Genomic DNA, 19,421 nt, shown 5'->3' with positions numbered 1-19,421 from the left:
GTTGTACCTGATGTTGCGTCAGTGATGGATCATACGACACATCGACTCTACACCGTTCAAGGTTCTGGAGGTGAACCGGTGCAGCTCATCCGAGTTGATCACATCGAGTCGCTGATGCTGCACCGCGTCCAGATTGGGCCACTTTTGCCAATGACGCAGGGCGTCAGGATCTTGACTCCCTGCCAGGATCAGCGATGGGTTGGCTCTGATCACCTGTTCCATGTCTACTTGAGGGTAGAGGCTCTTGGCATTCGCCATGACGTTGATCCCGCCGCAAAGTTCGATTGCCTGAGCAGGCCAGGCATTGCCACTGACGCTGGTGAGCGGTGGGTACCAGAGCTGATAGAACACCTTGACGCCGGTTGGCTGGCCATAACGCCGCTGCAGCCCATGTAGACGCGCCAGATAGCGATCGGCGGCTTCGTTGGCACTCTTTTCCACTCCCAGCCATTTACCCAGCGCCCGCATCTCGGTCGCCAGCGAGGCAAAGTCGGTGGGCTCAGAGTAGAAAACCGGGATACCCAGCTGCTCCAGTGGGGCCAGCATCCGTGATTGAGCCGAGCGCCAGCCCAGGATCAGGTCCGGTTTTTGTGCCAGCAGCGCTTCGACATTGATGCTGCGATAATTGGCCACCTTGGGCTTGTTTTTCACTTCAGCGGGATAGTCGGAGGCATCATCAACGGCCACCAGCTTGTCACCGGCACCGATGTCATAAAGCAGCTCGGTAAGATGGGGAACCACGCTCACCACCCGGCTCGGGATCGCCGCCAGCAGGGCACCGGGCAACCAGGCAAGCAGTACACAAGGCAGCCAGAGTGGCAATCGCAACCATCTAGCCATGAACTAACCCCGCCACAGTGACAAGCAGCGCCAGCATCAGCCAGCTCCAGCCAATTCCTTGCAGAATATTGAGCACCTTGCGCGGTGACTCACCATCGGGGTCATTACCGCAGCCAAGTACCGGCCAGCGTTGCAGGGTTCCCTGATAGTAGCGAGGGCCGCCAAGGCGGATCTGGCTCTTGTCAGCCAGCACGGTAAGCAACATACCCATAGCAGGATAGGGCCAGAGCGCGCCACTGCGCAGCAGCTGTGCGGCCTGCTTGAGACGGCTTGCCAGCAGTGGCAGCCCCAGCAGCAAAATGACGGAGGCATTGAGCCCCTGATAGAGGGCGCTGGCGGCGCGACCAAAGTGGTCGAAGGCGGGGTCTTTGCGACTCCAGCTTTGATTCATCAGCTGTACCAGCCGCCAGAGCAGGGCGCCCTGTACGCCAGCCAAAGCAAATCCCAGCAGCGGGCCAGCCCATTGGCCGACCAGACGCAGGGCGCAGCTCTCCGTCACCGCTTTGGCGAGCCCCATGGCCGAGAGTTTGCCGGTTTCGCGTTTGAGCCAGGGGGCTGACTGCAATCTCGCCAGCGGCAGGGTCTCCTGCGTGGCGAGCGAGCGGGTGGCATGGGCGAGTTCGCGCAGTGGACGGGATTCGAGCATCAGCAGCAGGAACAGCAGGTCGAAGATCGGCTCGCTCAGGGCCAGATTGCGCAGCGACCAGAGCCCGGCGGCGCAGGGGAGCCAGACTACCAGCATCGCCAGCAGGCCGGCCTGCATTTGTTGGCCGGGTGAACCATCGGGTCTGTGCACCTTGTGCCCCAGCCGGGTCAGCAGTGGCGTGACGGCCGAAAGACGTAGATGGGATGGCCACGGGATCACCGCCTCCAGCAGGGCAGCACCTACCAGAATGGCCGCCGTCGTTGAGAGGAGGGCGTCGGCCATCAAATCAAGCGAGCCGGTCTCGATCACAGCTTGCCGAGCATCTTGATGATCACTTCGGCGGAGTGCTTGCCAGCCACTTCGATAAAGGCATCGAAGGATTCAACCTGTTCCTTGCCGGCGATATCAGACATGGCGCGTACCACCAGATAGGGCACTTTGAACATGTGGCACACCTGACCGATGGCGGCACCTTCCATCTCGACCGCCAGCATCTGTGGGAAGTCGGCGCGAGCCTTGGCGATGGCGTCCGGTTTGCACATGAACTGATCGCCGGTGCAGATAAGGCCGACCTTGGTCTGGTGCTTGCCTTGCTCGGCGATGCAATCCTGAGCGACCGCGATGAGTTTCTCGTCGCAGGGGAAGGCGGCGGGTTGCTGCGCCATCTGGCCCATCTCGTAACCAAAGGCGGTCACGTCCACATCGTGGAAACGCATCTCGCTGGCGATAACCACATCACCGATGTGCAGGTCCTGGGCAAAGCCGCCCGCAGAGCCGGTATTGATGACGCAGTCGGGGGCAAATTTTTCCAACAGCAGGCTGGTGGCCACGCTGGCGGCGACTTTACCGATACCGGAGCGGGTCAGGATCACCTCTTTGCCTGCCAGCATCCCTTGATAGAACTCGCAGCCGCCCAGTTGCAGGGTGGTGGGGTTGCTCATCTGGCTGCGCAGCAGGGCCACTTCTTGCTCCATGGCGCCGATAATACCTACTTTCATTGCTGACCTCGTCTTGATAGCCGTGTGGCTGAATTTAAGTTGCTGTAGATCATAACAAAAGATGGCGTCGGCGCCGAGAGGCACAAGCGAAAGGAGAGATGAAGCGCGGCTCTCCATATGGGAGCGCCGCAGGTGACAAAAAGCATTGATGAGATAGGAGGGGGCCTTTAGCCGAGCGCGGTGTCGAGGGTCATCATCAGGGCAAAGCCTGCCATCAGGCCGAGGGTGGCATAGGTCTGGTGACCGTTGCGGTGGGTCTCCGGGATCACCTCGTGCGAGACCACAAACAGCATGGCGCCGGCGGCGAGCCCAAGTCCGATGGGGTAGGCGATGGCAAGGCCGCTGGAAAGCCCTACCCCGAGCAGGGCGCCAACCGGTTCGAGCAGGCCGCTGGCGATGGCAACCAGCACCGCCACCGAGGGGCGAAAACCGGCGGCACACATGGCCAGCGCCACCGCCAGTCCTTCCGGAATATCCTGCAGTGCGATGGCAGTGGTGAGCGGCAGCCCCACCGCCATATCACCCTGCGAGAAGCTGACCCCGATAGCCATCCCCTCCGGCAGGTTGTGCAGGGCGATGGCAAAGACGAACAGCCAGACCCGGGAGCAGCTCTCGTGGCCGGGGCCGCAGGGGCCGGTTTTGTCATGTTCGTGCGGGGTGAACTGATCCAGTCCCAGCATCAACAGCACCCCGAGGGTCATGCCGACCACCACCACGGCGGCGGCGCTAAAGCCGTTGCCGGTAATCCCCTCGGCGGCCTCCAGCCCCGGCAGCAGCAGGGAGAAGGCACTGGCCGCCAGCATCATGCCGGCGGCAAAGCCCAGCATGGTGTCCTCCACTTTTTGCGGTACCGAGCGCAGAAACAGGGCGGGCAGGGCACCAATGGTGGTGGCGGCAAAACCGGCTGCCCCCCCGATCAGGCCGTAGCGCACGCCGCTGGTTACGTCGCCGGTCGCCAACATGATCAGGCTCTGTAGCAACAGGAGCAGCACCGCGACCAGCGCGATAAAGAGGCCGAGAGCGGTGAGCGGGCGACTTTGCATCTGGCTGCGCAGTTGCTGTGACCAGGATAACGGGGGGAGGGCAGAGAGATGGTCCATGGCATGACCTCGGATGTGCAAAGTGGATGGTGGCATTACATCGACTCGGCCACCCCTTGTCCATGTCTGCAAGACGATTGTTGCTATCGGGAAAATGGTGCCAGGTGAATTTGGGGTGGTTTTTGTGATCCGGCTCCGGTTGTTGGTTTTGTTAAGTTGCTTTTAATTTTTAAAGAAAAGTGAGGAGGTGGTCGCTTTGTGCTGGCGTGCGCGCCTTTGCGGAACCCTATCTTCCCGGTGTTCTGCTATTTTTCCCGTCAGGAAGGTCCGGGTATTTGCTCATAGGGATGTGTTCGCCACACTCCATTCGCCTGTCAGCAGTAGAGGATCACCCGCCACTATGTTTTACAAGAATCTCTCCATCGGCAAAAAAATTGCCGTGGTCTTTGCGGTTATTGCCGCCGTCAACGTGATATTCGGTATCTTTCTCTCCAGCGAGTTGCGCGGTGTGCGTGATCGGGTATTGAACTTTACCGACTCTACGCTGCCGAGTGTCCTGTCGGTCGAAACCCTGCTCTATGACGTCTCCTATATCCGTCGTGCCCAGTTTGCCTTGCTGATGGTGAACGATGCCGCCGATCTGCAAGCTCGTCGTAGCCGGATCCAACAGAATATCCAGAAAGTAGACAACGCTTTTCACGCCTATGAGGCGACTGTCGGTGATGATAATGAGCGCCAAGTGTTTAATCAGGTCAAACAACAGTGGCTCAGTTATCAACGTTCTGTGAACGAGTTCGATCAGTTGCTGGTACAAGGACAACAAGAGCAGGCCAAGGCACAGTTGTTTGCCTCGAATGCGGCTTTTGGCTATTTGGAGCAGGCTGTAAATAGTCTCATCGATGTGAACCTTGGTTTTGTCAAAGAGAACCGGGCTAGTTTGCTGGGCACTGTCAGCATGGTGATCTCGTTTGCCATGGTAAGTATCGGCGGTCTGCTGCTGTTTATGATGGCCATGACCTGGTTCCTGACTCGTCAAATCTGTCTGCCACTGCAGGCCGTGGTGGCGCAGGCCAATGCCATTGCTGCGGGCGATTTGACCCACCAACTTGAGCGCCAGCATATCGGTCGTGACGAGCTGGGTGCGCTGGCAAAGGCCTCCCTCAAGATGCAGGATAACCTGCGTGGCCTGATTGAAGAGGTGGTGGCTGCGGTTACCCAGCTGGGCACCGCGATTGAAGAAGTGAGCGCGGTTTCCGAACAGTCCGCCAAAGGGATCCAGAGTCAGCAGCAAGAGATCTCGTTGGTAGCGACGGCTATGGCCCAGATGAAGGCGACCGTTGCCGATGTAGCGGGTAACACCGAGAGCGCTTCCGAATCGGCCAGCTCCGCCAATGCGTTGGCCCGCAGTGGCAATCAGGATGTGCAGAGTTCGTTGGTGGCGATCACCCAGGTGGCCGAAGAGATTGAGCAGGCCGGCACGCTGGTGGCTGAGTTGGAGCGCGAGTCTGCCCAGATCAACGTAGTGGTTGATGTCATTCGTGGCATTGCCGATCAGACCAATCTGCTGGCCCTCAATGCCGCCATCGAGGCTGCCCGTGCCGGTGAGCAGGGCCGCGGCTTTGCGGTGGTCGCCGATGAGGTGCGCACCCTGGCTGGTCGTACCCAGGCCTCTACCGGCGAGATCGTCGCCATCATCGAAACCCTGCAGTCCCGCGCCAATCAGGCGAAAGAGGTGACCGGACTGAGTTGCGATATGATCCGCCAGTGTGTGACCCAGAGTGAACAAACTGGACATGGAATCCAGCAGATCGAAGAAGCAGTTGAGAAAATCGCCGATATGGCGATCCAGATTGCCAGCGCATGCGGTGAACAGGATGCGGTGTCTGACGAGCTGGGCCGCAACGTCGAGCGGATCAACGAATCCGCCAATGAGGTGGCGCTGGGGGCGGATCATACTGCTCGCGCGTGTCTGGAGTTGAGCCAGCTGGCTGTCGGCCTGAGACAGACTATCGGGCGTTTCCGTCTCGCCTGATAAGCAGGTCGATGCGCTCCATCATCACACCCGGCGATATGCCGGGTGTTTTTTATCTGTCTGTTGGCAATGAATTGGTTTGCATCTGTATCAGCGAGATCAGTTCTGGGCTGGTAAGAAGGAAGTCATTGCTGTGGCATCTCTGTATGGGTCTTGGTAACGAGAGTTTGGGAAACTGCGTGTTTGATAGCGAGATATAGCTGACAACTTGGAGTGGAAGTCTGGTAATGAGGGGATATGGCATGCAGAAATGTGGGGGGGACGGGGGGCGTCATCGTTGGTGCAGTGTGGGCTGTATTTCGGAGATAAATTGCAGAGATAAAAAAAACCGGCTTGCGCCGGCTTTTTTATCTTGGTGAATGCTGGGGCGCTGGCTTATTTGGCCAGGGATTCCGGCAGCTCTTCACGGATCTTGCCCAGCATCTCTTTCAGGACTCGCGGGTTGGCAACCACGATGTTGCCGGAGTTTTCGTAGTTGTGACCACCTACGAAGTCAGTGACGATGGCACCAGCTTCTTTGGCCAGCAGTTCACCGGCAGCGGTGTCCCAAGGCTTGAGGCCGATTTCCCAGAAACCGTCGACGCGACCGGCAGCCACGTAGGCCAGATCCAGTGCGGCAGAGCCGGAGCGACGGATGTCGGCACATTCGATGAACATGCTCTGGAACATCTTCAGGTAGGACTCGATGTGGTGCTTTTGTTTGTAGGGGAAACCGGTAGCCAGTACGGTGCCAGCCAGCTCTTTGGCTTTGCCGACACGGATGCGGTAGCCGTTCAGCTGGGCGCCGCTACCACGGGTAGCAGTAAACAGTTCGTCACGGATGGGATCGTAAACAACGGCTTGTTCGGTTTTGCCTTTTACGCGCAGGGCGATGGAAACGGCAAAGTGCGGAATGCCTTTGACAAGGTTGGTCGTGCCATCCAGTGGGTCAATGATCCATTGGTAGTCCGGATTGGTACCGGCAATCTCACCAGACTCTTCAGCAACAATGCTGTGCTCCGGGTAAGATTTTTTGATGGTGTGAATGATGGCCGCTTCGGCTTCACGGTCAACGTTGGTCACGAAGTCATTGCTGCCTTTTTGGATAGCCTCAATGTTCTCGGGCTGGGAGAAGGCTTTTACTACAACTTGACCGGCGTTGCGCGCAGCGCGCACGGCGATATTCAGCATCGGATGCATAGGTTCACCACTGGATGTTAAAGAACGGGGGATAAAAGGACGCGGTATGATACCAGTATTTTGTGCGATGGCAACTGTTATCCCCCTACGACCAATTGATTACCACTGCCAGATTTGACGGCTCCAATATAGACCAGATCTGCGCTAGTCTTATCCCAGCAGCCGGATACAGGCTGTCATGAGCATAGGGATGTGAACCATGAATTTGTCATTAGTGAGTCAAAATGTGTCTACTGCCAGCGAGGGACTGCTGGCCATTTTACGATCGTCACCCGAGTACGGTGATCACTTTGCCCACATCACCGTGACCCCCCTGGCCCAGTGGCAACCGGCCAAGACGGAGATCCTGCTGATCGACGGTGATGCGCCCTGGCAGGATGCCGGATTTGCCCGGGGAGAGGATGAGACGATCGGTTTGCCGGTCTTGCCGCTGCTGATCCGCAAGGGGGACAAGGAGCTGACGGTCTGCGGGCCGGATGTGCGTGACCCCCGTTTCTATTTTGTCTCAAACGGCATCGTGCTGGATGAGTCGGAGCTGGCCGAGCCTGCCTGCAGCCGGGTGCTGTTGCGCAAGCTGGAGTCCTACTTCCCGCTGCTTTCCCGCCTGATCATGCTGCGCCAGCGCAAGCCGGTCGCCGTGATCAACTAATATCTACCATTGCCAGAGCGCACCGTGGCCTTATTTGGCCTATGGTGCGCCGCTTTTTAATGGTCTGGAGCCGGTCACTTGTTGCAAGATGAGGTGGCTATGGTGTTGCACCCTGTTAAAACTGTGCAATTTGGCTATGACCAACAAGGAGTGAATCATGATCGATTTTTACACCGCCGCGACCCCCAATGGTTTCAAAGTGGCGATCGCTCTCGAAGAGCTGGGTTTGCCCTATCGGGTCATTCCCCTCGATTTGTCGGCACTGGATCAGAAGAAGCCCGAGTTTCTTGCCATCAACCCAAATGGCCGCATTCCGGCTATCGTCGATCGGGATAACGACGATTTCGCCGTATTCGAGTCGGGCGCCATCCTCATCTATCTGGCGGAGAAAGCGGGCAAGTTGCTGCCCGCTGATCCCAAACGCCGCTCTAAGGCCATCCAGTGGCTGATGTTCCAGATGGGCGGGGTAGGACCCATGATGGGGCAGGCCAACGTCTTCTACCGCTATTTCCCCGAGAAGATCCCCGCCGCCATCGAACGCTACCAGAAGGAGGGGCGCCGCCTGTTCGAGGTGCTCGACAGCCATCTGGCCCACCATGAATATCTGGCGGATGAGTACAGCATCGCCGACATCGCCACCTGGCCCTGGGTGCGGATTTATGACTGGAGCGGCATCTCCATCGAGGGGTTACCCCATCTGCAAGCCTGGATGGCCCGCATGGCAGAGAAGCCTGCTTGCCAGAAGGGGATCACCATACCGCCGCGCAAGGAGCAGCCCGATGAGCTGATCAAGCAGGCGCAGCAGATGGTAACGCGTTGATTTTTAACTACCGACGGGGCGCTTTGCCCCGTAATATTAGAAAAACTAGGGCAAGCTGATTATAAAGATTCGTTCGTTTTTTGTGAGCTGAGTCACTATGATGCCCCCATACCACCAAGCGTCCTGTGCGGTGGTCTGGCGGGCTCCCCGCCTACTGTTTCCAACACTGTTTTTGATTGCATCACAGCATCTGTGATCGGATTCCTCTGGGCTATTTTGTGCCAGAGGGGCGGCAGCATTTTTTCGATTTTTTGGGACTGATATGGATCGGCACAGTTTTTATCCGTTGTTTTTATTGACCATTCTGATGGTCGCTGTGGGCCAGATGACCCAGACCCTGTATGTTCCCTCCATTCCGATGATGGCGGGGGACTTCAATGTGGCCTCGGGCCAGTTGCAGGCAGTAATGGCCTGTTACCTGATCCCCTATGGCCTCTCCCAGTTTGTCTACGGGCCGCTGTCGGATCGTATCGGCCGTCGCCCGGTGCTGATCGTCGGCATGATGGTGTTTCTGGTGGGCACTCTGACCATCCAGCTCATCCCGCACTTCACCGCCTTGCTGGTGGGCAGCTTTATTCAAGGGCTGGGGACCGGTGCCGGTGGCGCCATGAGCCGCACCGTGATGCGCGATCGCTACAACGGCGCCGAGCTCAACCGCGCCAACAGTCTGGTGAGCATGGGGGTGATCTTCTCCCCGCTGCTGGCGCCTGTGCTGGGTGGCTGGTTGACCGAGCTGTTCAACTGGCGCGCCGGTTACTGGTTCCTGTTCGGCTTTGGCGCCGTGGCGACCCTGGCCATTCTGGCCTGGTTTGGCGAGACCCTGCCCGTTGCTGCCCGTCAGCCGCTGCGCGTCGGTGCTGCCTATCGCCACGTGCTGGGCAACCCGCGCTTTCAGGGCAACCTGCTCTGCCTGATGGCGACCTTTGCCGGTTTGGCGGTGTTTGAAGCGGCGGCCGGTGTATTGCTCGGTGATGTGCTGCAACTGAGCGCCCGTACCGTGAGCGTGCTGTTCGTGTTGCCGTTGCCCGGCTATCTGTTCGGTGCCTGGCTCTCTGCCAAGCTGAGCTTTCGCCTGAGCCAGGGCAAGCTGATGCGTCTGGGTATCGCCTTTCTGGCGCTGGGATCGCTGATCATTCTGGTGCCGGGGCTGTTCGGTGTGGTGAGTGCTGCCTCGCTGGTTGGGGGCGCGGCCGTCTACTTCATCGGTAGCGGCATTCTCTACCCGACCGCTACTTCCTGCGCCATCGAACCCTTCCCGGGTCAGGCAGGGACGGCCGGTGCCATTCTCGGCGGGATGCAGAATCTGGGGGCCGGTATCGTGACTCTGCTGGCCGCCGGTTTCCCGATGACCGGTCAGGTGACCCTGGGTGCCATTATGACCCTGATGGTGCTGATCGTGGCGTTGAGCTTTGTCTGGTTGCGCCACCACGGCTCCCCCCACGAGCAGATGGCCATCTGATCAGCCGATCTCTTTGCGCCTGGAGCAAGCCCACCCTCTGCGGTGGGCTTTGTTTTATCCGAAGAACGGGCAGATAGATCCCATTCGTTCGCTTGATGTGGTGATCGCTGCGGTGAGGTGAACTTCAGGCAAAGAAAAAGCCCGTCACGCAGGTGACGGGCTTTTGCTGTTGGTACCCCGAGATGCCGTTGCCGGTTTGGGCCCTTGAACCGTAGGTTCAAGGCGGGAATCGAATCTGACCGCAGGCTTCTCGGTCGTGCCGAGCATGCGCAATAGCCAGAAGGCCGATCCCCTGTTGGGTATGATTATCGGCTCGGGGACTTGAACCGGCTGACAAACATCCCAGGGAATTTTAAAACGGTTTGCGATTAGGGCTGTTGCCCCTCTTCGCTGGAATCACCATATTGTCCGTGCTCGATCAGGGCCGCTTCGATGGTGCGCTGCAGCATCTTGATCCGCTTGTCCATGGTCTCAGAATATTGGTGGTTCTTCTCTTTTTCAAGGCAGAGCTCATGACAGAAATTGAGCGCCGCCATGATAGCCAATTGCTCGTTGCTGGAGACTTTGGAACGTTGACGCAGGTCGATCAACTTGTCGGTCAGCTGCTCGGCGGCCTGGCGCAGGGCATCCTGCTGTCCCAAGGGACAGGATACCTTGTAGGGACGTCCCAAAATGACGATTTCTACGGCCTCTGTGCTCATGCCTTCCTCAATACGGCGGAGCTGATTTCCGCCTTTATCCACGTGGACAACTGGGCGGGACTATATAGCGCAGATGCATAAGTTTCAAGGCCTTGCTGGCTCTGGAAGAGGGAGAATGCTAGGATCCTGACCATTAATTCTGCAAATTTGACTGAACTTTGAGCGGATCCTCGATGAGCAAAACGAACCCCCTTAAATATGCGGCAGTGGCCGACATCATGGAACAGCATGAGCTGATGGCCAGCGCAGTAGAGGCCCATGGTGTGATCTGCGGTCTGGTGTGCGGCGGCGTGGCACTGGACGACAAGAGCTGGCTGCCCCATTTCAACGATCTGGTGAACGACGGTTTCGGCCTGCCGGCCCCGGTGCGCCAGGTGATGACCGATCTTTATCATAATGTGGTCGAGAGCCTGATGGCCCAGAAGGGCGTCGAGCTGCTGCTGCCAAGCGATGATGCCCCCCTCGATGAGCGCATCGATTCGCTGGTGGACTGGTCACAGGCGTTTCTGGCCGGTTTCGGCGTGGTGCAGCAGGAGTTGTCGCGTGCGTCGGAAGAGTTGCAGGAGATGATCCAGGATATCGCCAGCATCACTCAGGTCTCCGCCGAGTTCGATCAGGAAGATGACGAGAACGAAGCCTCCTTCCTGGTGCTCTACGAACACGTCAAACTGGGGGTCATGATGGCCTTCGAAGAGTTTGGCAAGCGCCCCGATACCCCGAGCGCGCCGCCGACCCTTCATTGAGGTGCGGGGCAACGCGACCCTTACTGAATCTGCAAGAGCGCCTGATGGCGCTCTTTTTTATTCCCTTGTGGTGGCTAACCCTGTGAGGCGCAACCGGTTTTTTGCCGGTGACCTCGCATTCGGCCAGCGGCTTTGTGATAGCATGAGGCCACCTTTTTCACTTCTTCCTCTCTGCTTATGTCTCAATCTGATGTGCGACAGGTCGATGTCACCTTGGTCGGCGGTGGAATGAGCGGTGCCGTGCTGGCGCTCTCGCTGGCAGCCCTGCTTCGATCCGATGGCTCCCCCCTCGAGATCCTGCTGCTGGAGGCAAGCGTCCCCGAACAGCACACCCATTCAGGGTTCGACGCCCGCGCCATTGCGCTCTCGGCCGGTACTTGTGATGCGCTGTTACGGCGCGGACTCTGGCCGCTGTTTGCCCCCCATTGCGCCCCCATTACCCATATTCATGTCTCGGATCGGGGCCACTGCGGCCAGGCTCGCCTGTCGGCGGTTGAATACGGTCTGCCCGCGCTGGGTCAGGTGATCGAGCTTGCTGCTGCCGGTCATGAGCTGCAACGGGCGATGACGGCCTCTCCCAATATCCGGGTCTGCTGTCCGGCCCGGGTGAGCGAGATTGCGCCCGATGAGGAGAAGGTGACCCTCACCCTCGAGAGTGGTGAACAGATTGAGACCCGCTTGCTGGTGGCCGCAGACGGGGGCAACTCCTTTGTGCGTCAGCACTTCAAGTTGCCGGTGACCCGCCACGACTTTGAGCAGCACGCCATCATCGCCACGGTCAAAACGGCGCAAGATCCTGCAGGACGCGCCTTCGAGCGCTTTACCGAAGGGGGGCCGCTTGCCCTGTTGCCTATGCAGGAGGGGCTCTCCTCGCTGGTATGGAGCGTCGGGCAGCATGAGGTGGATGAGCTGATGGCCCTCGATGAGGCGGCGTTTCTTGCCCGTCTGCAGCAGGCCTTTGGCTGGCGGCTCGGCCGCTTCGAGCGATGTGGCGTGCGTCACGTCTATCCGCTCATTCTGACCGCCTGCGACTACCCGCTGGCCCAGCGTACCGTGCTGGTGGGCAATGCTGCTCATGCCCTGCACCCTATCGCCGGACAGGGCTTCAACCTCGGGATGCGTGATCTGGACCTGCTTACCGACGCCGTAGCCAAGGCGTTGGCAGAGGGGGAGGATATCGGCAGCTTCCAGGTACTGAGTGGCTACTGGCAGCAGCGCAAGCAGGATCAGGATCAGACCGTCTGGCTCACCTCTTCGCTGGCCCAGCTCTTCTCCAATAGTCACGATCCGCTGGTGGCAGGGCGCAATCTGGCGCTCACCCTGATGGGGCGATTCCCTAGCCTCAAGGCACCGCTCGCCTCGCGCACCCTGGGCTTTGTCGCCGATGTGTGCGGCAACTAGCCAGCACTTGTTGAGTGGAGCCTGTTGACCGGAAGATGGTGACCGCCATTCGTTGATCAAAACCTATTGAATAAAGAGGTGATGCCTGCGGGCGTCCCCTCGCTGGCCAGCCGGTCAGCCCTGAAAGGATGAGATGATGCAGATGCAAAATGTGGATGTGGTGATTGTCGGTGGCGGCATGGTGGGGCTGGGGCTCGCTGCGGCCCTGAAACATAGCGCCCTCAAGGTGCTGGTGGTGGAGGGACAACTGCCCGACCCGCAGCTGGGGGAGGTGGCCGATAATCGGGTCAGCGCCCTGAGTCTGGCCAGCCAGCAGATCCTGCGCCATGTCGGCGCCTGGGACGGCATTGAAGCGCGCCGCCTGCAGGCCTATGACAAGATGGCGGTGTGGGAGCAGGACAGTTTCGGCCATATCGACTTCGATGCCGCCAGCCTGCGTCAGGCCAACCTCGGCCACATCGTCGAGAATCGGGTGATCCAGCTGGCGCTGCTTGAGGCGATTGAAGGTGCCAGCAATATCCAGTTGCTGACCCCCGCCAGAGCCAAGAGCCTGCAGAGCGGCCCGGCGGGCGCCCTGCTGCTTCTTGAAGATGGTCAGGCCATCTCTGCCAAACTGGTGGTGGCCGCCGATGGCGCCCACTCCTGGGTACGCCGTCAGGCTGATATCCCGCTCACCAGCTGGGATTATGGCCACCACGCGCTGGTGGCGACGGTGCGCTGCGCCGAACCCCATGAAGCTGTTGCTCGCCAGATCTTCACCCCGGATGGCCCGCTCGCCTTTTTGCCGCTGTGGCAGGAGAACCTCTGCTCCATCGTCTGGTCGCTGCCTGCGGCTCGTGCCGAGGTGCTCTGCGCCTGTGACGACGAGCAGTTCAACCGCCAGCTCACCACCGCCTTCGATGCCCGGCTCGGTCTGTGCAAGGTGGAGGGGGCGCGCAGCGCGATTCCTCTTACCGCCCGCTATGCCCGCGATTTTGCTCGCGAGCGGTTGGTGCTGGTGGGAGATGCTGCCCACACCATCCACCCGCTGGCGGGGCAGGGGGTCAACCTTGGCCTGCTGGATGCTGCCGCGCTGGCGGAGCAGATCTTGCAAAATCATGCCGCGGGCGAGGATATCGGCCTGCTCGCCAACCTGCGCAGTTACGAGCGCTGGCGCAAGAGCGAGGCGGCTCGCATGCTGGCGGCGATGGAAGGGCTCAAGCGGTTGTTCAGCGGGGCCAACCCGCTCAAGAAGCTGGTGCGGGGCGTGGGATTGCGCGCGGCCAATCTGCTGACGCCCTTCAAGGAGGGGGTGATCCGCGCTGCCATGGGGCTGGAGGGAGAGTTGCCCGCATTGGCCCGTCCTGACTGGGTCGTTGCGGCGACCAAGGGCAGTGCCATGCAGGCCAAGGGTGAAAAAAACTAATATTACTCGCCGTTTTTGACAACAAAAGTAATCCGACAAGGCTGATGACCCGTTTTGGGTGTCAGCCTTTAATTTTGCTCTGGAGCGAAACGTTTTTCTGCAAATTGTGACGAAACGGTAAAAATCAAAATTTAATCTCGCCTGAGTCGGCTTATGGCTGTTTTTATCACTGCATTTATCTTAGTGTCTGGAGTCGGTTTTACGGGAGGGGATTAGTTTTTTTTGAGCGGCACGCTCGCCTGCTTGTCATATAATCCGCTCCGTTCAAGGAATCCCTCTTGCCTGGCAAGGGCAGGAGCGAGCACACACTTTTGGATCCGGTCGCTTTTTGCTGTACGTAGTGCAGTCAGAGCGGTGGCACGGATCGCAAGGGTGGTCGCCAAAGCGAAAAGGCTTTTTGCTAAGGAAAGAATGCGATGATCCAGACTACTGTACTGCATCCCAAACACCTGGAAGCCGGCGCCAAGATGGTGGACTTCCACGGTTGGGAAATGCCCATCAACTACGGCTCCCAGCTGGAAGAGCACCACGCGGTGCGCAGCGATGCCGGTATGTTCGATGTCTCCCACATGACCATCGTCGATTTGACCGGCGAACGGGTCAAAGCCTTTCTGCAACACCTGCTGGCCAACGATGTGGCCAAACTCACTGCCCCCGGCAAGGCCCTCTACAGCGGCATGCTCAATCCGGAAGGCGGCGTGATCGATGACCTCATTACCTATTACCTCACCGATACCTTCTACCGGCTGGTGGTCAACTCCGCTACCCGCGAGAAGGATCTGGCCTGGATCCGCCATCACGCCATCGATTTCGACATCACAGTGACCGAGCGTCCCGAGCTGGCGATGATCGCGGTGCAGGGCCCCAACGCCAAGGTCAAGGCCGCAGCCGTGCTGAGCGCCACCCAGCGCACTGCCGTAGTGGGGATGAAACCCTTCTTCGGCGTGCAGGCTGGCGATCTCTTTATCGCCACTACCGGCTACACCGGCGAAGATGGTTATGAAATCGTGGTGCCGCAAGAGAAAGCCTGCGAGCTGTGGCAAGCGCTGCTGGATAACGGCGTGGCCCCGTGTGGTCTCGGTGCTCGCGATACCCTGCGCCTCGAGGCGGGGATGAACCTCTACGGTCAGGATATGGATGAGTCAGTCTCTCCGCTGGCCGCCAACATGGCCTGGACCATCGCCTGGGAGCCGAGCGATCGCAACTTCATCGGCCGCGACGTGCTGGAAGCACAGAAAGTGGCGGGCAATCAGCCCAAGCTGGTGGGTCTGGTGATGGAAGAGAAAGGGGTGCTGCGTGCCGGTATGCCCGTTACCTTCACTGCGGCAAACGGTGAGAAGCGGGAAGGTGTGATCACCTCCGGCTCTTTCTCCCCCACCCTGGGCTACAGTATTGCCCTGGCACGGGTGCCCCGTGATATCGGTGAACTGGCCGAGGTGGAGATCCGCAAAAAGCTGGTCACCGTGAAGGTCACCAAGCCCGCTTTCGTCCGTAACGGCCAGAGGCTGGTTTAACATCGTCTTGGGGGAGGGCTGTGCCTCCCCCATCCCTTTTCATATTCGTTTTTAAACGCGACTCAAAGATCAAAGGAAGCACAAATGAGCCATATCCCGAGCGAACTGAAATATGCCACTTCCCACGAGTGGATCCGTGTTGAAGCCAACGGCGAGGCCGTGGTCGGTATCACCGAGCACGCCCAGGAGCTGCTGGGTGACATGGTGTTTGTCGAGCTGCCGGAAGTGGGCAAGCAGGTCAGTGCCGGTGACGACTGCGCCGTGGCCGAGTCGGTCAAGGCGGCCTCCGATATCTACAGCCCGGTGAGCGGCGAGATCATTGCCGTCAACGAAGAGTTGGAAGGGAGCCCCGAGCTGGTCAACTCCGACCCCTACAGCGCTGGCTGGCTGTTCCGCATCAAGCTCGATGACGAGAGCGAACTGGCCAACCTGTTGGATGCCGAAGGCTACCAGAACGTGGTGGACGAAGAGTAATGCCCCCGGGCCCTGCCAACACAGCAGGGCCCCTTTGTATGACCGCCAGCCGGGCAAGCACCGGCCGGTGGAAGGGTGAAGTCGTCCGCGCCTGCCGTTTGCCACCCTAGGAGCCCAGGGGGCAAACGGGCCGGTTCGCAACAAGGCGATCCCCTCTTGATGCTGCCGCAGCATCCGGTGCCGCATCCTGTCTGCGGGACCCAGAACATGAGTGGAGTCGGTATCTGCCGACGATCAGGAACATCAGGTCTTGGTTATCAGGATGTCATGCCAGGACTTATTTATCAGGAAATAGGGAAATGACCCAGTCACTGTTTGAACTCGAGCAAAAAACCGATTTTGTCCGCCGCCATATCGGCCCGGGCGAGGAAGAGCTGCGCCAGCTGCTGGCGACCGTCGGGGCCGAAAGCCTGGACGATCTGATTGCCCAGACCGTGCCCGCCGCCATTCGCCTGCCGGGCCCGCTCGGCATCGGTGCCAGCATGACCGAAGTGGAGGCGCTGGCCAAGCTGAGAGGCTATGCCGCTCAAAACAAGATTGCCAAGAGCTATATCGGCATGGGTTATCACGATACCCATGTGCCCCACGTCATTTTGCGCAACGTGCTGGAAAACCCGGGCTGGTATACCGCCTACACCCCGTATCAGCCCGAGCTGGCGCAGGGCCGTCTCGAAGCCCTGCTCAACTTCCAGCAGCTGACGCTGGATCTGACCGGCATGGATCTGGCCAGCGCCTCTCTGCTGGATGAAGCGACCGCCGCCGCCGAGGCGATGGCGCTGGCCAAGCGGATGGCCAAGTCCAAATCCAACCTCTTCTTTGTGGCCGATGATGTGCACCCGCAGGTGATCGACGTGGTCAAGGAGCGCGCGGTTCACTTCGGTTTCGACGTGGCGGTTGGCGCCGCGAGCGATGCGGTGAGCGAAGAGGTGTTCGGTGCCCTGTTCCAGTACCCCACCACCACAGGTGAGGTGAAAGATCTGCGTGCCCTGATTGCCGCGGTACAGGCCCAGAAAGGGCTGGCCTGTGTCAGCGCCGATCTGCTCTCTCTGCTGCTGCTCAAATCCCCGGGCGAGCTGGGCGCCGACGTGGTGTTGGGCTCCGCCCAGCGCTTTGGCGTGCCCATGGGCTACGGTGGCCCCCACGCCGCCTTCTTCGCCACCCGCGATGCCTACAAGCGCTCCATGCCGGGCCGTATTATCGGTGTCTCCAAGGATGCCCGCGGCAAGGCAGCACTGCGTATGGCGATGCAGACCCGCGAGCAGCATATCCGCCGCGAGAAGGCCAACTCCAACATCTGTACCGCTCAGGTGCTGCTGGCCAACATGGCGAGCTTCTACGCTGTCTACCACGGCCCGGTAGGGCTGAAAACCATCGCCTCCCGCGTGCACCGTCTCACCACCATTCTGGCGCTCGGCCTCAAGGCCAAGGGGGTCGCCCTCAAGCATGCCAGCTGGTTCGATACCCTGACCGTGCTGACGGCAGATAAAGCAGCACTTATTGCCAAGGCTGAAGCCAATGGCATCAACCTGCGTGCAGACCTCGATGGAGCGGTGGGCGTGTCGCTCTCTGAAACCACCACCCGCAGCGATGTGGCCGAGTTGTTCGAACTGTTCCTAGGGGCAGGCCATGGCCTCGACATCGAGGCCCTCGACAAGGCGGCCCAGGCTCATCACGCCATCCCGCAGGATCTGCTGCGCACCGACGCCGTGCTGACCCACGAGGTGTTCAACAAGTACCACTCCGAAACCGAGATGCTGCGTTATATCCACCGTCTCGAAGCCAAAGATCTGGCGCTCAACTACGCCATGATTTCGCTCGGCTCCTGCACCATGAAGCTCAACGCCACCGCCGAGATGATCCCGGTGACCTGGCCCGAGTTTGGCAAGTTGCACCCGTTCGCGCCGCTGGCCCAGGCCAAGGGCTATCAGCTGCTGCTGGCCGACCTCGAAAACTGGCTGGTAAAAGTGACCGGTTACGATGCGGTCTGCATGCAGCCCAACTCAGGTGCCCAGGGCGAATACGCAGGTCTGCTCGCCATCAAGAAGTACCATGAATCCCGTGGCGAGGGGCATCGCGATATCTGCCTCATTCCGGCTTCTGCCCACGGTACCAACCCGGCCTCTGCCCAGATGGCGGGGCTCAAGGTGATCGTCACCGCCTGTGACAAATCCGGCAACGTGGATCTCGACGACCTGCGTGCCAAGGCGGCCGAGGCGGGTGATCAGCTTTCTTGTCTGATGGTGACCTACCCCTCCACCCACGGGGTGTATGAAGAGACCATCAAGGAGGTGTGCGACATCGTTCACCAGCACGGTGGTCAGGTCTATCTGGACGGTGCCAACATGAACGCGCAAGTCGGGTTGACTGCGCCGGGCTTTATTGGGGCAGACGTCTCTCACCTCAACCTGCACAAGACCTTCGCCATTCCTCACGGCGGTGGCGGCCCGGGCATGGGCCCCATCGGCGTGAAGAAGCATCTGGCACCGTTCGTGGCTGGCCACGCCGTGGTCAAGACCGACAAGGAGAGCCGTGACAATGGCGCCGTGTCGGCTGCACCGTTCGGCTCGGCCAGCATCCTGCCCATCAGCTGGATGTATATCGCCATGCTGGGTGACGAGGGGCTGAAGAGATCCACTCAGGTTGCAATCCTCAACGCCAACTATCTGGCCAAGAAGCTGGGTGAATCCTTCCCGGTGCTCTATTCCGGCCGCAACGGTCGGGTGGCCCATGAGTGCATTCTGGATATCCGCCCGCTCAAGGAGGCTTCCGGCATCAGCGAGATGGACGTAGCCAAGCGGCTGATGGACTACGGCTTCCACGCACCGACCATGAGCTTCCCGGTGGCGGGCACCCTGATGGTCGAGCCGACCGAGTCGGAATCCAAGCGCGAGCTGGATCGCTTCGTCGAGGCGATGACGTCGATACGCGCCGAGATTGCCAAGGTGCAGGAGGGGCAGTGGAGCCTCGCCGACAACCCGCTGGTTCATGCGCCGCACACGCAGGATGACGTGATGGATGCAGAGTGGTCCCGTGGCTACAGCCGCGCCGAGGCGGTCTTCCCGTCCGACGCCGTGCGTGCCGCCAAACTGTGGCCGTCAGTGAACCGTATCGACGACGTCTACGGCGATCGCAACCTGTTCTGCTCCTGTATCCCGACTGAGGATTACGCCAAGTAAGTGGCGTTTATGATCACGGCCATTTAAGTTGGAAACCGTGACATTGAAGTTGGAAACCGACCATTCAAGTTGGAAACTCAAAGGCCCTGCAACAGCAGGGCCTTTTTATTATTCCGTGGACTGAGAGTCATTAAATTATAAAAATGATCGCATTTTGATCTTTCAGCCGTGTTGGGGAAGGTGCGAACAAGACTCTGGTGTGAGACTATGGAAGGTGCGAATAAGCGGGGAAATTCTTCTCGGCTGACGCAGTCATTTCATTTCTTCATGTTTGAGCCGATTTCTTCTCCCGTAAATGCCTTGAATCAGCCTATTTAGACCGTTTCTTCGCCATTTAAGGCGTT

At 59.4% G+C, this 19,421-nt stretch carries 17 protein-coding genes and 1 other RNA gene; 10 read left to right on the top strand and 8 right to left on the bottom strand.

Going from position 1 to position 19,421, the window contains the following annotated elements:
- Positions 1 to 18: 18 nt before the first annotated feature.
- The 4 genes from AB5Y90_RS11800 to AB5Y90_RS11785 form a co-directional block, all read right to left on the bottom strand.
- Entirely contained in the window at positions 19 to 840 is an 822-nt protein-coding gene (locus AB5Y90_RS11800; RefSeq protein WP_368166900.1) for a cobalamin-binding protein, read from the bottom strand.
- A complete protein-coding gene (locus AB5Y90_RS11795) occupies positions 833 to 1,795 on the bottom strand; it encodes a cobalamin biosynthesis protein (protein ID WP_368166899.1) in 963 nt (320 codons plus the stop codon). The genes AB5Y90_RS11800 and AB5Y90_RS11795 overlap by 8 nt, the downstream gene beginning before the upstream one ends.
- Entirely contained in the window at positions 1,792 to 2,484 is a 693-nt protein-coding gene (gene mtnN / locus AB5Y90_RS11790) for a 5'-methylthioadenosine/S-adenosylhomocysteine nucleosidase (protein ID WP_040067225.1), read from the bottom strand. Before mtnN ends, AB5Y90_RS11795 begins: the two co-directional genes overlap by 4 nt.
- Positions 2,485 to 2,651: 167 nt before the next feature.
- On the bottom strand, positions 2,652 to 3,584 hold the full coding sequence (locus AB5Y90_RS11785) for a ZIP family metal transporter (protein WP_368166898.1): 933 nt from the start codon (positions 3,582 to 3,584) through the stop codon (positions 2,652 to 2,654).
- 340 nt (positions 3,585 to 3,924) lie between these two features.
- Here AB5Y90_RS11785 and AB5Y90_RS11780 point away from each other — a divergent pair, with 340 nt between their 5' ends.
- Positions 3,925 to 5,556, top strand: a complete 1,632-nt coding sequence (locus tag AB5Y90_RS11780; RefSeq protein WP_368166897.1) for a methyl-accepting chemotaxis protein — start codon at positions 3,925 to 3,927, stop codon at positions 5,554 to 5,556.
- Between the two features lie 375 nt (positions 5,557 to 5,931).
- Here AB5Y90_RS11780 and suhB read toward each other — a convergent pair whose 3' ends face one another.
- Complete coding sequence (suhB, locus tag AB5Y90_RS11775; protein ID WP_005352992.1) at positions 5,932 to 6,735, bottom strand: inositol-1-monophosphatase; 804 nt, start codon at positions 6,733 to 6,735, stop codon at positions 5,932 to 5,934.
- A 199-nt stretch (positions 6,736 to 6,934) separates the two neighbouring features.
- Here suhB and AB5Y90_RS11770 point away from each other — a divergent pair, with 199 nt between their 5' ends.
- From AB5Y90_RS11770 to emrD, 3 genes are all read left to right on the top strand, one after another.
- Positions 6,935 to 7,384, top strand: coding sequence for a hypothetical protein (locus AB5Y90_RS11770; protein ID WP_182963634.1), 450 nt, complete (start codon positions 6,935 to 6,937; stop codon positions 7,382 to 7,384).
- Positions 7,385 to 7,541: 157 nt separating this feature from the next.
- Entirely contained in the window at positions 7,542 to 8,204 is a 663-nt protein-coding gene (locus AB5Y90_RS11765) for a glutathione S-transferase family protein (RefSeq protein ID WP_368166896.1), read from the top strand.
- A gap of 262 nt (positions 8,205 to 8,466) precedes the next feature.
- Positions 8,467 to 9,663, top strand: a complete 1,197-nt coding sequence (gene emrD, locus AB5Y90_RS11760; protein ID WP_042657566.1) for a multidrug efflux MFS transporter EmrD — start codon at positions 8,467 to 8,469, stop codon at positions 9,661 to 9,663.
- A 170-nt stretch (positions 9,664 to 9,833) separates the two neighbouring features.
- Here the strand turns inward: emrD and ssrS are convergent.
- Positions 9,834 to 10,015: non-coding RNA, 6S RNA (gene ssrS / locus AB5Y90_RS11755), on the bottom strand.
- Between the two features lie 16 nt (positions 10,016 to 10,031).
- A complete protein-coding gene (gene zapA / locus AB5Y90_RS11750; RefSeq protein WP_005333910.1) occupies positions 10,032 to 10,364 on the bottom strand; it encodes a cell division protein ZapA in 333 nt (110 codons plus the stop codon).
- A gap of 173 nt (positions 10,365 to 10,537) precedes the next feature.
- Here zapA and AB5Y90_RS11745 point away from each other — a divergent pair, with 173 nt between their 5' ends.
- The 3 genes from AB5Y90_RS11745 (at position 10,538) to AB5Y90_RS11735 (ending at position 13,913) form a co-directional block, all read left to right on the top strand.
- Positions 10,538 to 11,107 carry a UPF0149 family protein gene (locus AB5Y90_RS11745; RefSeq protein WP_005333908.1) on the top strand — a complete coding sequence of 190 codons (570 nt, stop codon included), beginning with the start codon at positions 10,538 to 10,540 and terminating at the stop codon, positions 11,105 to 11,107.
- Positions 11,108 to 11,284: 177 nt separating this feature from the next.
- Positions 11,285 to 12,508: a 2-octaprenyl-6-methoxyphenyl hydroxylase gene (gene ubiH, locus AB5Y90_RS11740; RefSeq protein WP_368166895.1), complete on the top strand. Its 1,224-nt coding sequence runs from the start codon at positions 11,285 to 11,287 to the stop codon at positions 12,506 to 12,508.
- 136 nt (positions 12,509 to 12,644) lie between these two features.
- Complete coding sequence (locus tag AB5Y90_RS11735; RefSeq protein WP_368166903.1) at positions 12,645 to 13,913, top strand: FAD-dependent 2-octaprenylphenol hydroxylase; 1,269 nt, start codon at positions 12,645 to 12,647, stop codon at positions 13,911 to 13,913.
- A 212-nt stretch (positions 13,914 to 14,125) separates the two neighbouring features.
- Here AB5Y90_RS11735 and AB5Y90_RS11730 read toward each other — a convergent pair whose 3' ends face one another.
- Positions 14,126 to 14,353 (bottom strand): hypothetical protein, encoded by a 228-nt coding sequence (locus AB5Y90_RS11730; RefSeq protein ID WP_216948418.1) that lies wholly within the window; start codon positions 14,351 to 14,353, stop codon positions 14,126 to 14,128.
- On the opposite strand from AB5Y90_RS11730, the gene gcvT reads away from it, so the two are divergent.
- The 3 genes from gcvT (at position 14,330) to gcvP (ending at position 19,077) form a co-directional block, all read left to right on the top strand.
- Positions 14,330 to 15,427, top strand: coding sequence for a glycine cleavage system aminomethyltransferase GcvT (gcvT, locus tag AB5Y90_RS11725; RefSeq protein ID WP_368166894.1), 1,098 nt, complete (start codon positions 14,330 to 14,332; stop codon positions 15,425 to 15,427). The two genes, AB5Y90_RS11730 and gcvT, sit on opposite strands and share 24 nt — an antisense overlap.
- 84 nt (positions 15,428 to 15,511) lie before the next feature.
- The gene (gene gcvH, locus AB5Y90_RS11720; RefSeq protein ID WP_005333898.1) at positions 15,512 to 15,901 is read left to right on the top strand and encodes a glycine cleavage system protein GcvH; all 390 of its coding nucleotides are present in this window, start codon (positions 15,512 to 15,514) and stop codon (positions 15,899 to 15,901) included.
- Positions 15,902 to 16,200: 299 nt separating this feature from the next.
- Entirely contained in the window at positions 16,201 to 19,077 is a 2,877-nt protein-coding gene (gene gcvP / locus AB5Y90_RS11715) for an aminomethyl-transferring glycine dehydrogenase (RefSeq protein ID WP_368166893.1), read from the top strand.
- Positions 19,078 to 19,421 lie beyond the last annotated feature (344 nt).

The organism is Aeromonas sp. R4-1 (genome assembly GCF_040908325.1).
Lineage (GTDB): Bacteria > Pseudomonadota > Gammaproteobacteria > Enterobacterales > Aeromonadaceae > Aeromonas > Aeromonas veronii.
Note: the sequence above shows the minus strand (reverse complement) of the source record. Positions and strands in the feature narration are given on the sequence as shown.

What these genes read in the sequence shown, in the direction of transcription:
- AB5Y90_RS11800 (WP_368166900.1), bottom strand. Translation starts at nt 840, where the DNA reads ATGGCTAGATGGTTGCGATTGCCACTCTGGCTGCCTTGTGTACTGCTT.
- mtnN (WP_040067225.1), bottom strand. Translation starts at nt 2,484, where the DNA reads ATGAAAGTAGGTATTATCGGCGCCATGGAGCAAGAAGTGGCCCTGCTG.
- AB5Y90_RS11785 (WP_368166898.1), bottom strand. Translation starts at nt 3,584, where the DNA reads ATGGACCATCTCTCTGCCCTCCCCCCGTTATCCTGGTCACAGCAACTG.
- AB5Y90_RS11780 (WP_368166897.1), top strand. Translation starts at nt 3,925, where the DNA reads ATGTTTTACAAGAATCTCTCCATCGGCAAAAAAATTGCCGTGGTCTTT.
- suhB (WP_005352992.1), bottom strand. Translation starts at nt 6,735, where the DNA reads ATGCATCCGATGCTGAATATCGCCGTGCGCGCTGCGCGCAACGCCGGT.
- AB5Y90_RS11770 (WP_182963634.1), top strand. Translation starts at nt 6,935, where the DNA reads ATGAATTTGTCATTAGTGAGTCAAAATGTGTCTACTGCCAGCGAGGGA.
- AB5Y90_RS11765 (WP_368166896.1), top strand. Translation starts at nt 7,542, where the DNA reads ATGATCGATTTTTACACCGCCGCGACCCCCAATGGTTTCAAAGTGGCG.
- emrD (WP_042657566.1), top strand. Translation starts at nt 8,467, where the DNA reads ATGGATCGGCACAGTTTTTATCCGTTGTTTTTATTGACCATTCTGATG.
- zapA (WP_005333910.1), bottom strand. Translation starts at nt 10,364, where the DNA reads ATGAGCACAGAGGCCGTAGAAATCGTCATTTTGGGACGTCCCTACAAG.
- AB5Y90_RS11745 (WP_005333908.1), top strand. Translation starts at nt 10,538, where the DNA reads ATGAGCAAAACGAACCCCCTTAAATATGCGGCAGTGGCCGACATCATG.
- ubiH (WP_368166895.1), top strand. Translation starts at nt 11,285, where the DNA reads ATGTCTCAATCTGATGTGCGACAGGTCGATGTCACCTTGGTCGGCGGT.
- AB5Y90_RS11735 (WP_368166903.1), top strand. Translation starts at nt 12,645, where the DNA reads ATGCAGATGCAAAATGTGGATGTGGTGATTGTCGGTGGCGGCATGGTG.
- gcvT (WP_368166894.1), top strand. Translation starts at nt 14,330, where the DNA reads ATGATCCAGACTACTGTACTGCATCCCAAACACCTGGAAGCCGGCGCC.
- AB5Y90_RS11730 (WP_216948418.1), bottom strand. Translation starts at nt 14,353, where the DNA reads ATGCAGTACAGTAGTCTGGATCATCGCATTCTTTCCTTAGCAAAAAGC.
- gcvH (WP_005333898.1), top strand. Translation starts at nt 15,512, where the DNA reads ATGAGCCATATCCCGAGCGAACTGAAATATGCCACTTCCCACGAGTGG.
- gcvP (WP_368166893.1), top strand. Translation starts at nt 16,201, where the DNA reads ATGACCCAGTCACTGTTTGAACTCGAGCAAAAAACCGATTTTGTCCGC.